Source organism: Octadecabacter arcticus 238, assembly GCF_000155735.2.
GTDB classification, from domain to species: domain Bacteria; phylum Pseudomonadota; class Alphaproteobacteria; order Rhodobacterales; family Rhodobacteraceae; genus Octadecabacter; species Octadecabacter arcticus.
Window position 1 is genome coordinate 4,018,072 of the sequence record NC_020908.1, and the last position, 13,330, is coordinate 4,031,401.

At 54.7% G+C, this 13,330-nt stretch carries 13 protein-coding genes and 2 pseudogenes; 4 read left to right on the top strand and 11 right to left on the bottom strand.

Features of this window, described 5'->3' with window-relative positions:
• The first annotated feature begins 21 nt into the window (after window positions 1–21).
• Window positions 22–237 (top strand): annotated as a pseudogene (locus OA238_RS20755) (putative signal transducing protein).
• Window positions 234–995 carry a tRNA1(Val) (adenine(37)-N6)-methyltransferase gene (locus OA238_RS20760; RefSeq protein WP_015496719.1) on the top strand — a complete coding sequence of 254 codons (762 nt, stop codon included), beginning with the start codon at window positions 234–236 and terminating at the stop codon, window positions 993–995. Before OA238_RS20755 ends, OA238_RS20760 begins: the two are co-directional and overlap by 4 nt.
• Window positions 996–1,023: 28 nt before the next feature.
• On the opposite strand, the gene OA238_RS20765 is transcribed toward OA238_RS20760, so the two are convergent.
• Entirely contained in the window at window positions 1,024–2,046 is a 1,023-nt protein-coding gene (locus tag OA238_RS20765) for an IS30 family transposase (RefSeq protein WP_015496720.1), read from the bottom strand.
• Window positions 2,047–2,204: 158 nt separating this feature from the next.
• On the opposite strand from OA238_RS20765, the gene OA238_RS30615 reads away from it, so the two are divergent.
• Window positions 2,205–2,372 (top strand): YdcH family protein, encoded by a 168-nt coding sequence (locus OA238_RS30615; protein ID WP_083906793.1) that lies wholly within the window; start codon window positions 2,205–2,207, stop codon window positions 2,370–2,372.
• 402 nt (window positions 2,373–2,774) lie between these two features.
• Here the strand turns inward: OA238_RS30615 and phbB are convergent, their stop codons facing one another.
• From phbB to OA238_RS20785, 3 genes are all read right to left on the bottom strand, one after another.
• On the bottom strand, window positions 2,775–3,497 hold the full coding sequence (gene phbB, locus OA238_RS20775) for an acetoacetyl-CoA reductase (RefSeq protein WP_015496721.1): 723 nt from the start codon (window positions 3,495–3,497) through the stop codon (window positions 2,775–2,777).
• Between the two features lie 89 nt (window positions 3,498–3,586).
• Window positions 3,587–4,762, bottom strand: a complete 1,176-nt coding sequence (locus tag OA238_RS20780) for an acetyl-CoA C-acetyltransferase (protein WP_015496722.1) — start codon at window positions 4,760–4,762, stop codon at window positions 3,587–3,589.
• 185 nt (window positions 4,763–4,947) lie between these two features.
• Entirely contained in the window at window positions 4,948–5,751 is an 804-nt protein-coding gene (locus OA238_RS20785; RefSeq protein ID WP_015496723.1) for an EAL domain-containing protein, read from the bottom strand.
• Between the two features lie 128 nt (window positions 5,752–5,879).
• Between OA238_RS20785 and OA238_RS20790 the strand changes: the two genes are divergently transcribed.
• On the top strand, window positions 5,880–6,452 hold the full coding sequence (locus OA238_RS20790; protein WP_015496724.1) for a DNA-3-methyladenine glycosylase I: 573 nt from the start codon (window positions 5,880–5,882) through the stop codon (window positions 6,450–6,452).
• On the opposite strand, the gene OA238_RS20795 is transcribed toward OA238_RS20790, so the two are convergent.
• The 7 genes and pseudogenes from OA238_RS20795 to OA238_RS20825 form a co-directional block, all read right to left on the bottom strand.
• A complete protein-coding gene (locus OA238_RS20795) occupies window positions 6,438–6,875 on the bottom strand; it encodes a molybdenum cofactor biosynthesis protein MoaE (protein WP_015496725.1) in 438 nt (145 codons plus the stop codon). The genes OA238_RS20790 and OA238_RS20795 overlap by 15 nt on opposite strands.
• A 7-nt stretch (window positions 6,876–6,882) precedes the next feature.
• Window positions 6,883–7,152, bottom strand: a complete 270-nt coding sequence (gene moaD / locus OA238_RS20800) for a molybdopterin converting factor subunit 1 (RefSeq protein WP_015496726.1) — start codon at window positions 7,150–7,152, stop codon at window positions 6,883–6,885.
• Window positions 7,152–7,814, bottom strand: a complete 663-nt coding sequence (pgsA, locus tag OA238_RS20805) for a CDP-diacylglycerol--glycerol-3-phosphate 3-phosphatidyltransferase (RefSeq protein WP_015496727.1) — start codon at window positions 7,812–7,814, stop codon at window positions 7,152–7,154. The genes moaD and pgsA overlap by 1 nt, the downstream gene beginning before the upstream one ends.
• A gap of 149 nt (window positions 7,815–7,963) precedes the next feature.
• Window positions 7,964–9,203 (bottom strand): annotated as a pseudogene (locus OA238_RS20810) (ISL3 family transposase).
• Window positions 9,204–9,353: 150 nt separating this feature from the next.
• A complete protein-coding gene (uvrC, locus tag OA238_RS20815; RefSeq protein ID WP_015496729.1) occupies window positions 9,354–11,219 on the bottom strand; it encodes an excinuclease ABC subunit UvrC in 1,866 nt (621 codons plus the stop codon).
• Between the two features lie 298 nt (window positions 11,220–11,517).
• Complete coding sequence (locus OA238_RS20820; RefSeq protein WP_015496730.1) at window positions 11,518–12,300, bottom strand: SDR family oxidoreductase; 783 nt, start codon at window positions 12,298–12,300, stop codon at window positions 11,518–11,520.
• Window positions 12,300–13,283, bottom strand: a complete 984-nt coding sequence (locus OA238_RS20825; protein WP_015496731.1) for a calcium/sodium antiporter — start codon at window positions 13,281–13,283, stop codon at window positions 12,300–12,302. The genes OA238_RS20820 and OA238_RS20825 overlap by 1 nt, the downstream gene beginning before the upstream one ends.
• Window positions 13,284–13,330 lie beyond the last annotated feature (47 nt).

Sequence of the window (13,330 nt, forward strand, 5' to 3'; positions counted from 1 at the left end):
AATGCACCTTAAGTCATGGGTATGAAAGAACTCCTTCGCACCAATGACATCACAATCATCGCCTTTGTCAAAGCCCTTCTGCAGGGCTAGAACATAGAGGTGTTTGAGTTAGACGTAAATATGAGCATCCTTGACGGATCTTTAGGCATATTGCCGCGCCGTCTGATGGTGCGTCGGGCCGATCATTTCATCGCGACCTCCGTGATGACAGCCAACAACATCGAATTGGGACTGTGAGCACAGGGTCTGAGACGACGTTCGACGCCTTCCTTGGGGGGCGCTTGACGCTTGAGCAACCCACCAAAGGGTATCGGGCCGGTGTCGATCCGGTGCTTTTGGCGGCAGCCGTTCGCGCGCAGGCCGGCCAATCCGTGCTGGACCTTGGCTGCGGCACAGGTGCGGCCCTGCTGTGCTTGGCAACGCGGGTGTCGGGTTTGGCGCTTCATGGCGTTGAAGTTCAGCCGCGATACGCCGACCTTTGCCGCGTGAATGCAACGGCAAACAACATTGACACCACGATCTGGACCGCCGATCTGCGCGACCTTCCATCAGATCTGCGCGCCCTGACCTTTGATCATGTCATGGTTAATCCACCATACTTTAAACGCTCATCGGGCAATTCAAGCCCCCTACCGGACCGCGACATCGCCTTCGCTGGCGACACAGCGACCGTTAATTGGATCGACACGGCGACGCGGCGGCTCAAACCCAAAGGAACCCTGACGATGATCCAAAAGGCGGATCGCCTGCCCGATCTTTTGCGGGCTATTGATGAGCGGCTGGGCGCCATCAACGTCTATCCAATTACTGGGCGGGATGGCCGCGCCGCAGACCGCATCATTTTGCGCGCGCGCAAAGGCGGCCGCACACCGTTCAAGCTGCACGCGCCAATTCCGCTGCACGACGGCCCGTCACATGTGTCTGACGGCGATGATTACCGACCCGAGATCGCAGGAATCTTGCGCGACGGCCGCGATTTTTATCTGGCTGATTAATAAATCCGCACATCTGGACTTCTTGGATTCAAACATCAAGTGCAACGGTTGATTTAAAGGCCACGATTTCGTCGGCCATAGCTTCAGCGGGTGTTCTCCATCCGAGGGTTTTTCTTGGACGGTTGTTCATCAGGTTTGCAACGTCGTTGAGCCATGTTTGGCTTGCACCGTTCAGGTCAGTTCCTTTGGGCATGAACTGACGCAGCAGTCCGTTGGTGTTCTCGTTGCTGCCGCGCTGCCAGGGAGCATGCGGATCGCAGAACCAGATATCAATTTTCAATCGTCGCGCCAATTCACGATGGCAGGCCATTTCGGAGCCACGGTCATAGGTCATGCTCTTGCGCAAATCAGCGGGTAGTCGTCTCATCTGGCGGGTGAAGCTGTCAAGCGCGGCCTCGGCCCCATTGCCATCCATTTTGCAAAGAATGACAAAGCGTGTCTTGCGCTCGACCAAGGTCCCCACTGACGAGCGATTGAATGCGCCCTTGATGAGGTCGCCCTCCCAATGGCCTGGTACCAGTCGTGCTTCGATCTCTTCAGGGCGATTGATAATGCGCAATGATTCCGGGACCATAGCACTGCCCGCCGCTGTCCTGCGCTTGAGCCCACGCTTAGGCTTCGCTTGACGCAACGCCTCGATCATCGCCGCCTTCAGCCCGCCACGTGGCTGCGCGTAAATCGCGGCATAGATGGTCTCATGGCTCACATGGGCGGATGGATCATCAGGCTTCATGAGACGCAGTCTCTGCGCAATCTGCTCAGGCGACCAGTGCAGATGTACGAGCTTGCCATGAACGAAACGATAAAGATCGCTCCCCTCCACAAGCTTGCGCTTGCGGCGGCAGCGCGCGCGCCGGGCATCATAGGCCTGCCGCGCCGCTTGCGGGCAATAGCTGCCGTCTTCCTGCCGACCTCGCGCCAGCTCACGGCAGATCGTGCTCGCCGGGCGATGCAAAAGCTGGCCGATCAACCGCTGACTGCTGCCCCTATTATGCTCGGCTAATATCACGCCACGGTCCTCGCTGCTGAGGTGATTGCTTCGTATGTCCATCACAACATCCTATGCCCAAAGGGCTCTGAGTGTTGCATTTGAAACTTGAGTCTAAGCGGTGTTCTGCGCATTGTGTCCGATTGCTACTGTGCGGCGTGACAGACGCGGGAATCTGTGGTCAAATTTAAGGACTATTTACCGAAGTTAGGAGGATCTACATGAACTTGACGTCCCACCTGCAGGAACTCAAGAAAAAGCACGACAACCTTTCGGACGCTGTTGAGAAAGAACAACGCAGTCCGGGCTCCGATGGCCTTGAAGTATCGCGCCTCAAGAAACAAAAACTTCACCTCAAACAAGAGATCACGCGACTAACACCTGCGTAGACCAAAACGGTGCTGGCGTCGTTGCGCCAGCACCCAAGTTGATGCGCAAACTTTGTGCAACTGATGTCAAAGGCCGCTCCTTGGGGCGGCTTTTTTTATGAAAGACCAAAGCCTTGCGCTTGACGCAGAACGGCGTTGCAGAAATGACTGTTTCATCAGGCAAATGGCCCACATAAGCAAGAGACATGGGAGGAGACCACAAACCCCTCGGAGTGGACCCATGTACAAAGAACTATCACAGTCAGAAGTAAACAAAATTATCGCTCAAGCCCACGCAGAGCGCGCCGGTGCATTTGCCCGCATGATCAAAGGCTTGTTCCGTCGCTCCGCAGCTTAAACAGCACGCGAGACGCAAAAAGGGCGGGGTAATTCCCCGCCCTTTTGTTTGTCTGACAGTCCGATCTAGACGAAGAACTGCGCACCGTTCGCAGAAATCGTTGACCCGTTGATGAAGCCCGACTCGTCGGATGCAAGAAATGCCACGCAACGCGCGATTTCTTCTGGCTCACCCAAACGACCGGCTGGGATTTGGCCAATAATGCTTTCACGGACTTTTTCCGGCACGGCCATGACCATTTCGGTTCCGATGTAGCCCGGGCAAACTGCGTTGGCTGTGATGCCAGCGCGCGCGCCTTCTTGCGCCAACGATTTCACGATACCCAGATCGCCGGATTTTGTCGCCGCATAGTTGACCTGCGCAAACTGACCCTTCTGACCATTGATCGACGAAATCACGATGACGCGGCCAAATTTGCGTTCCCGCATACCGGGCCAAATCGGATGAATGGTGTTGAAGACGCCCGTCAGGTTGGTGTCGATAACTTCGTGCCACTGCTCAGGCGTCATCTTGTGGAACGGCGCGTCGCGGGTGATGCCTGCGTTCGCAACGACAACTTCGATGGGGCCAAGGTCTGCTTCGACCTGCGCGATGCCCGCTTTGGAACTTTCATAATCTGCCACGTTCCACTTATAGGTTTTGATACCTGTGGCTTCGCTGAACTTTGCAGCGGCGTCATCATTGCCTGCATATGTGGCCGCAACAGTGTAACCGTCGGCCTTTAGTTTCTTAGAAATTGCTTCGCCGATACCGCGGCTTCCGCCTGTGACAAGTGCAACGCGTCCCATAGTCTTCTCCCTTTAGGATTCTTCTTAGGTAATGATGTTATCTTTACGAATTGAGCGGCGCAACATTATTGCGCCGCTATTTCGTAAATTTAAGGACGCTCAACACACAGCGCGACACCCATACCGCCACCGATGCACAACGTCGCGAGGCCTTTTTTGGCACCACGACGCTTCATTTCAAACAACAGCGTGTTCAAAACGCGGCAACCGGACGCACCGATCGGGTGGCCAATCGCAATCGCGCCGCCGTTCACGTTCACAATTGCCGGATCCCAGCCCATTTCTTTGTTCACGGCACAGGCTTGCGCTGCGAAGGCTTCGTTGGCTTCAACAAGGTCCAGATCATCCACGGACCAGCCCGCCTTATCCAGCGCCTTGCGCGATGCATAGATCGGGCCGACGCCCATGATTGACGGGTCCAAACCAGCTGTCGCGTAGGATGCGATGCGGGCCAAAGGCTCAATCCCGCGTTTTTCAGCCTCATCCGCAGACATCAGTATTGTTGCCGCCGCACCGTCGTTCAGACCGGAAGCGTTGGCCGCTGTCACGGTGCCGTCTTTCATGAAGGCCGGACGCATTTTTTGCATGGCTTCCATCGTCGCGCCGTGGCGGATGTATTCGTCTTGATCAACAATGATGTCGCCCTTGCGGGTCTTCACGGTGAACGCTGCAATCTCATCGGCGAACTTGCCAGCCTTTTGGGCCGCTTCGGCTTTGTTCTGGGACGCGACGGCGAATTCATCCTGCATGTCGCGCGAAATCTGCCACTGCTCTGCAACGTTTTCGGCAGTTTGTCCCATGTGGTACTGGTTGAACGCGTCCCAAAGTCCATCACGGATCATGGTGTCGATCAACTGCATGTCGCCCATCTTCTGACCGGCGCGCATGTTTTGCGCGTGGGGCGAAAGTGTCATGTTTTCCTGACCACCAGCGGCCACAATCGACGCATCACCAAGCATGATATGCTGCGCGCCCAGCGCAACAGCACGAAGACCGGATCCACAGACCTGATTGAGCGACCATGCTGCGGCTTCTTTGGCCAATCCGGCATTGATATGCGCCTGACGCGCGGGGTTCTGGCCCTGCGCCGCGGTTAAAACCTGACCCAGAATGGTTTCCGACACTTCAGATTTGTCGATTCCGGCACGGGCGACGACTTCTTCCAGAACGGCCGCACCCAAATCATGTGCGGGCGTGTTGGCAAATGCGCCACCAAAGCTGCCCACAGCGGTACGGGCTGCGGATGCGATAACTACGTTGGTCATTAGAAAGGGTCCCCTTTTATTTCCGACAAAAATTGATCGGTTTTTGAGAGCCGAGTGAAACAATACTCATGAGACTCAAGACTTTCAGCCACCGCTACATCTGCTTAAGACGTCAATGCGGTAATCGCAACGAATTCGCGTCGTTTCACAGACCTATGCAGCAAGAACCCGCGATATCATGAACCCTAGACCGAGAATTTTGGGACTCCGAAATGGTAGCCCTGAACGCAGTCCACCCCGATAGAGATCAGAAAATCGGCCTCAGCTTGGCTCTCAACACCTTCAGCCACCGCGAACATTTCAAATTGATGCGCAACCGTGATCAGCGCCTCAGCCAACACTTGATTGTCGGGGTCTTGGTCAATGTTTCGGGTAAAGTGGCTATCGACCTTTACCAGATCAAAGAAGAAATCCTTAAGATGGCGAAACGCCGTCATTCCCGCCCCGAAATCATCCAACGCAAACGCCAGACCGTGGGGCTGCATTTCTTCCATGAAACGGATCACGACTTCGGGCAGCTGCATTGCGCTGTCTTCGCTGATCTCAAGAATCAGCCGATCCGCATGAAACGCAGAACTGACCAATTCACTGTCCAGCACCCGTCGCCAAGCAGCATCACCAAGGGAGCGCGCCGAGACGTTGACGGACAAGCGGGTAGTCGGGTTCTGCTTCAGAAGCCGAAACGCCAATTTAAGGCTCGCCGCGTCAATGTCACGTCCAAGGCTGGTTTCCTCAATTTCACCCATGAACTGCGCGGCGGGTATGACGCGCCCCGTTTCATCCATCACGCGGATCAGACATTCATAAAACGCCACCGGATACCCTGGTTTGGATGTGCAAACAGGCTGCATCGCCAACTGGCAGTTGTCCGTCGCCAAAGCGGTGCGCACCATCGTCAAAACATCGCAGTCGCGCACGCTGACCGCATATTCCAGCGGGTCTCGTGGCGTCTGGTCGTCCCAAGCTGCCGAATTGGATTTTAATGCCATGCGTTTGTCCTGTTTGTGCTTTGTCATTGCACGCCAGCCTTTAAGGGCTGGTAAACACCGCCGATATCGAGACAACTGTCAGCATAATGCAGGAGCACACACGTATAACACGCATGCAGGAGCACACGATGTCAGACCGTTGCGGCTGGGCTGGATCAGAACCGATCTACACCGACTACCACGACACCGAATGGGGCGTGCCTGAATGGGACGGCCGCGCGTTGTGGGAAAAGTTGATTCTTGACGGGTTTCAGGCCGGTCTCAGCTGGATTACAATCCTGAAAAAGCGCGACAATTTCCGCGCGGCCTTCGTAGGCTTCGACCCCGTTGAAATCGCCACTTGGGGCGAAGAAGACATCACGCGCCTGTTGCAAAACGAAGGCATTATCCGCCATCGCGGTAAAATCCAAGCCACCATCGGCAACGCGCAGGCCTTCCTGAAGATTGACGACTTTTCAGGGCTGTGTTGGTCCTATGTCGATGGAAAGCCACTACAAACCAACCGCGAAACCTTGTCTGACGTGCCCGGTTACACCGACATGTCCACCCAGTTTTCCAAGGACCTAAAGAAAATGGGCTTCAAATTTTGCGGCCCTACCATCGTTTATGCCTGGATGCAGGCCTGCGGGCTGATCAACGATCACCTGACAAATTGCCCACAACACCAAACCTGCCGCGCCCTCGCCTCACCACCGCGATAGCGCGTCTTCATCCTCAGCCTTGGATGCAACCCAATCGGACCCATCCGACGTGATCTCTTTCTTCCAGAACGGCGCGCGGGATTTCAAATAATCCATCAAAAACTCTGCCGCTTCAAACGCATCCTTACGGTGCTTGGACGCGGTCACGACCATCATAATACTTTCATGTGCTTCAAGTTGGCCAATGCGGTGAATGACCAAAGCGTCCGCCAGATCCCAGCGCAGCATCGCCTCGCCACGGATCGCGCCCAGCGCCTTTTCGGTCATGCCGGGGTAGTGTTCAATCTCCATGCCAGACAAACCGCCCGCAACATCGCGCACAACTCCGGTAAAACTGACGATAGCACCTGCGCCAGCGACACTGGAAGAAAAGGTATTCAGCTCCCCTCCGGGGTCGAACGGCATAGCCTGAACGCGGATCATTGGATCGTCATCCTCCGGTCATGGGTGGGAAAAACGCGACTTCTCGCACGCCGGCAAGCGGTGCATCAAAGTCCACCAATTCCTGATCAAGTGCGACACGCAGCGCGCTTACGTCAGCAAATGCCACGTCATAGCGCTCTTCGCGGCCGCGCAATTCAGCCACCAGATCAGCAACCGTCGCAGCCCGTGTCTGGACCTCTTCACGTGGCACACCAATCCGCTCCCGGACCCAAGCAAAATACAAAACGTGGACCGACTGGTCTTTTGGATCGGGCATTACTTTTCCCTCAGGTATGGCATCGCCTTGCGCAGATAATCCGCGCCGGTGATGACGGTCAAAAGCATGGCGCCCCAAAGCAGAATTATGCCAATCCACCAGCTGTAGAACGCGCCGGTCCACTTCCAGACCAGCCCACCCTCATCGGGAATGTCACCGGCAAAGATACCGTCAACTGTGGTCCCATCCATGCCCTCAATGGACATGTTATAATAGGTCTCGAACGCGCCGGTTGAAAACAGAACAGCAATCGCGGTCATTTGCGCTGCGGTTTTCCACTTGGCCAACTTGGTCACGGCCAGCGTTCCGGCCGTATCGCCGAGGAACTCACGCAACCCGCTTACGAATGTCTCACGGAACATGATCAAGGTCGCGGGCAGCAGGATCCATGGGTTCATGCCGGAAAATCCACAAATTACCAACAACGCAATCACCACCATTGCCTTATCCGCAATAGGGTCCAGCATGGTACCAAATTTGCTTTCCTGCTTCCACGCACGCGCAAGGTAGCCGTCCAACCAATCCGTCGTCGCCGCAACAACGAACAGGATCAGCGCAAACCAATCTGCATAAGGCCGCGCGAAATACAAAAACATAACCGCCACACCGGGGGCGGCCAGCAAACGCATCAGCGTCAATATATTAGGAATGTTCCACATCATATCGCCTGTCTAAGCCGTTTCGAAATCACACACCACTCCCCGTCTTTGCTTCACAAATATCTCTGGGGGAGTCCAAGGACGGGGGACTGGTCCCCCACTTGATCGGATTTGCAAAGCAAATTGGCTCTTCTCCGCTTTGTTGAGTTATTCTAGGATTTCAAATAGAACATAGATTGATTATCTGGGATGGATGATTGTCTAATTTTGAGTTTGAAGTATTCGGTATCTCTGATGCCCCTGGCTCGTTTGCGGATCATTCCTATACTGACATTACCAGCCTCTATCCTGGCGCTTGTCAGCTTGTGTTTCGCGTAGTTGCATATGCCCACACAATGTTTTCTTAGGGATTTTGCGAACTTTTTCAGATAGAGCATGTGTGACTGATCTGCGATCAGGCACCAATTTTCCAGTTGCTCTGACATCCCCTCAAATGATGGGGCGCTCCACAGAGCCTGAAGCTGTTCTTTTAAGGCGTAAAGCGTATTCAGGTTGCTATTGCTCTCCAGCAACGTTTGCAGCTTGTTACTTTGTTTTTCAGTCAACTTATCCGCATTTTTGAGCAACAGATAATGCGTGCCCTTCATCAACTCTTTACCACTTGGATCGGCCTTCCTGAACTCAAGGCGACGCTGATTATGGATAGCCTTGCTGTAGTTTTTCATGACGTGGAAACGGTCAAATACGATGTCGGCCATCGGCAAGGACTCCCTGACAGCCTTTTGGTAGGCAGGCCCCATATCCATCGACACGGCCTTTATTTTATGGGCTGTATCTGGCCGCAGCTGTTTCAAAAACCTTGAAAAAACTTCGGCAGTTCGACCAGCTTCCACCCAGATCAGATGCCCTCCGACCATATCGTAGACCACCGTCATATAGTCATGACCTTTCGCCCGGGCCACTTCATCGACACCAATGTAATCCAAGCCAGCAAGCTGTGCGGGATCAAGCGCAGGGAGCGTTTCCATCAGGTATGCCTTGTCGATATTCTTTACCGTCTCCCATCGTATACCTAAATGCCTGGAGACAGCCAGAATGGATAAATGACGGCACAATCCACTGATAAGATGGCAAAATCGATGGGTGAAACGGCACCCTTTATCAACAAAAGGACACGCCTCAATGCGGCGCTCACCCTTGCTAATAAAAACCTGCGCTAGCTCAATCTCAATCACACAAGGATACCCAAAAAACGGGATGTCGTTTACTTGTCGGCGAATATGTTGGTTGATGCTACCCTTCTTGCCGGTTGCCGGTTGCAGGGTCTATAGCGCTCCTGCGGGCATCCCGACTGCACTGAACAATAACCTTCGCACAGTCTTCAGCCAGCTCAATTTCATTTACACGTTGCCCCTTCAGGCGTAAAATATGTTGCGAGATGTCGATGGTCATATACCTGCCCTATGTAAAGTTGTCAGAAACCTAACATATCAACAGGTTACTTGATGGTCGGCATCTTTTCTTACTCAACAAAGCGGAGAAGAGCCAGCAAATTTGATTTAACTATCTGTTAACAAACACAAACCTTATCCGCGGATAAGGTCAACCCTTCTCATTGAAATACCCGTAGATCGTCTCTGCCATATTGCCCGAAATTCCCTCAACCGCCTTAAGGTCCGCAAGTGCTGCGCGCCCAACGGCCTTGGCCGACCCGAAATGTTGCAACAACGCCCGCTTACGGGTCGCCCCGACGCCCGGCACATCGTCCAGCGGGGTGGCCCCTATGGCTTTGGACCGTTTGGCGCGGTGCGTGCCAATCGCAAATCGGTGCGCCTCATCGCGCATGCGCTGCACAAAATACAAAACCGGATCATTGCGCTGCAAGGCCATGACGGGCTTGCCGGTGCGGTAGAATTCTTCTTTGCCGTGGTCGCGGTCCACCCCCTTGGCGACGCCGACCATTGGCACATCACCAACGCCAACCTCGTCCATAATCGCGCGCACAGCAGACACCTGCCCTGCGCCACCGTCGATCAACAGTAACCCCGGCCATGTGCCCAACTCGCGGTTTGGGTCCTCTTTCAGCAGGCGCTTGAACCGCCGCATCAAGACTTCTTTCATCATCCCGAAGTCATCACCGGGGGTCAGGTCATCGCCCCGTATGTTAAACTTGCGGTATTGATTCTTATCAAATCCGTCAGGCCCGGCAACGATCATCGCGCCAACGGCAAAGGCCCCTTGGATGTGAGAGTTGTCGTAAACCTCGATCCGTTGCGGCACCTCAGCCAGATCGAACGCTTCTTTTAGCCCGCGCAGCAGTCGGCCTTGCGTCGCGGTTTCGGACATCTTGCGCCCCAAACTTTCGCGCGCATTGCGCGCAGCACCACTGACCAGTTCTGCCTTCTCGCCGCGCTGCGGGACAATAATCTCGACCTTGCGGTCAATTTTTCCGCTAAGGGCCTCTGTCACCAAATCCTCGTCGTCCAAACCGTGGGACAACAGCAACATGGGCGGCGGGTCGCGGTCGGAATAAAACTGCCCGACGAAAGCCTGCATAACCTCGCTCGCATCCTCATCGCCGCTAACACGCGGGTAATAATCATGGTTGCCCCAGTTTTGGTTGGCGCGAATGAAAAACACCTGCACGCAGGCCTGCCCGCCATCTGTGTGCAGCGCAATTACGTCAGCCTCTCTGACGCCGCGCGGGTTGATGCCTTGGGACGTCTGCACCTGCGTCAGCGCCTTGATACGGTCGCGTAAAGCGGCGGCACGTTCAAATTCCATGTCCTCGGACGCTTTTTGCATCTGCGCGGCTAACGACGCCTGCATCTCGGTCGATTTACCCGCCAGGAACCGCTCCGCGTCTTTGACCAGCTGTTTGTAGTCTTCCTGTTTGACCTTACCAACGCACGGCGCGGCGCAACGTTTGATCTGGTATTGCAAACACGGTCGCGTTCGACCCTCATATTCGCTGTCCGAACAGTTGCGCAGTAAGAACGCCCGCTGCAACGTATTCAGTGTGCGATTCACAGCGCCTGCAGATGCGAAGGGCCCGTAATAGTTACCTTTTTTGCGTTTCGCCCCGCGATGTTTTTCAATCCGAGGGAAATCATGATCGCCGGAAATCAGGATATTGGGGAAACTTTTATCATCCCTTAACAGCACGTTATATTTCGGCTTGAGTTGCTTGATTAGGTTTTGTTCAAGCAACAGCGCTTCGGTCTCTGTGTTGGTCGTCAGAAACATCATCGACGCGGTGTGCGAAATCATCGTAGCAATCCGCGCGGAATGGCCCGATGGGCGCGCGTAATTGCTGACGCGGTTCTTGAGGCTGCGGGCCTTGCCGACATATAAAACACGGGCTTGGCTATCAAGCATCCGGTACACCCCCGGAGAGCCGTCAAGCGTGCGCAAGTAGCCTTGGATAACGTCATATCCAGTCGGGATTTTGGTGATGTCCGTGCTCATGTCCCTAACCTATGATTCCCGTCGCCCGCTGCAATGGCAAAGCACCTCTGGCAAGAGTAAACATACCCACGGAATCTGTGGATAACCCCGTGGGCAAATCCTGCTGAGATAAAGAAATCCCTTATTTTCTTACCCTTTAGTGGATGTGCCTATTTTTTAGGCTCGACATTAACCCCTTGATACAGAACGATATTTTTTGTCCATCTGGTAAACAATTGAAATCATTAAAGAAATGTAACTGCTTTGTGACGTCGCCGCGCACTAGTGCATAAGTTGTCGCCGCGTCACGCTGGCCTGATCACTCCAGACCCAAAACGTCTGGCGTCTGCCAGCCAATATGTTGCCCGCCATCGACGCACAGGAGTTGCCCTGTGACAGCAGGCGCGTCCAAAAAGTAGCCCAGCGCTGCCGTGATGTCTGACGGGTTCGCCCCACGACCCAGCACGGTACTTGCCCGCTGACGGGCGAAATGGTCATCGGATTGCCGCGCGCCTTGCAACGTTGGACCAGGGCCAATGGCATTGACCCTGACATGGGGCGCAAGACCCATGGCGGCTGTTTGGGTGAGCGCCCAAAGCCCCATCTTAGCAATTGTATAGGTCATGAATTCCGGCGTTAGTTTGCGCACACGCTGATCAACCATATTCACCACGAGGGCACCGGCGATGGGTTCACCGTTTTCGTCCATCTGCGCTTCAGGCGCTTGTTGCGCAAGCGCTTGGGTCAAAACAAACGGCGCGCGCAGGTTCGATCCGATGTGTCGATCCCAGCTGCTTTTGGTCGCAGTTTGAACCGTATCGTATTCAAAAATTGACGCGTTGTTGATCAGCACCGTGATGGGCTGCCCAAGCAAACGGGACGCTTCTGGCAAGAGGGCGCTGGTTTCCGCCTCATCCAACAGGTCTGCTTGGATGACCACGGATTTGCCGCCAGACAGGTCACCACACTGGGCGGCGACGTCAGCCGCTGCATCTGCGTTAGAATTGTAATGCACAGCCACATCATAGCCGCGCGCTGCTAGGTATAGCGCCATGGCCTTGCCCAGTCGCGCCGCCCCGCCTGTCACCAACGCAGCAGGCATCAAAGCACCATCAGCATGTAAGTGAGGTAGAGTGCCGTCAGGATCACGCCCCAGATACGGGTTAGGTCGAGTTTGAAGAAGACGAACGGGATCAGGATAAGCGTTGCCAACAGCATGACCCAGAAATCGAAGGCAAAGAAATTCGCGCCCACGGGGATTGGGCCCACCAGCGAGGCGACGCCAATAATACCCAACAAGTTGAACATGTTTGATCCGATCACGTTGCCCAGCGCGACGTCTGCTTGCTTGCGCAGGGCTGCAACTACTGTTGTGGCAAGTTCGGGCAGCGACGTGCCGATGGCGACCAGTGTCAGGCCGATCACAGCTTGGGATACGCCGTAGTCCGCCGCGATGTTGGACGCGCCGTCCACCAACAGGCTCGCACCAAGTGGCAGGCCGATCAGACCAAGGATGAGGTAAAGGATGATCTTGGACCAAGGCAGATCCGGGTCGGCTCCTTCTAGGTCTTCAATGTCGATTTCAGTGTTTTTGCAAGCCCTGCGGTGACGTTTCGCGGACAGTCCCGCATATACCAACATCCCCGCAAGTGCGGTCAGCAATATCAGACCCGCGACCCAGTCAAACGCGCCGCGATAGGCCAAGCCGATAAACAGCACCGTTGCGCCTAGCATTTGCAAATAGCTGTTGCGGGTATCGCATTCGCTGGTGTGCATCACAGCCAACATCGCAGGAACGCCCAACACAAGCAGAATATTGGCTGTGTTTGACCCCACCACGTTGCCTAAGGCCAAATCAGGAACACCGCCTAAAATGGCTTTGATCGATATCAACAGTTCTGGCGCAGAGGTGCCGAAAGCTACGATCGTCAACGACACGATAAAAGCAGGCACGCCAAGGCGCAGCGACATGTTCACAGCCCCTTTGACAAGGCTGTCACCAGCCAGCAGCAACAGCACCAACCCTACGACTGTGAACGTCCAATCCGTTGTCGACCCGTCGGGTATCGAAAGCCAGTCCAACATTTATTTGCGTTCCTTACAATCGCACCGCTTACCAAAGCTGAACTTGC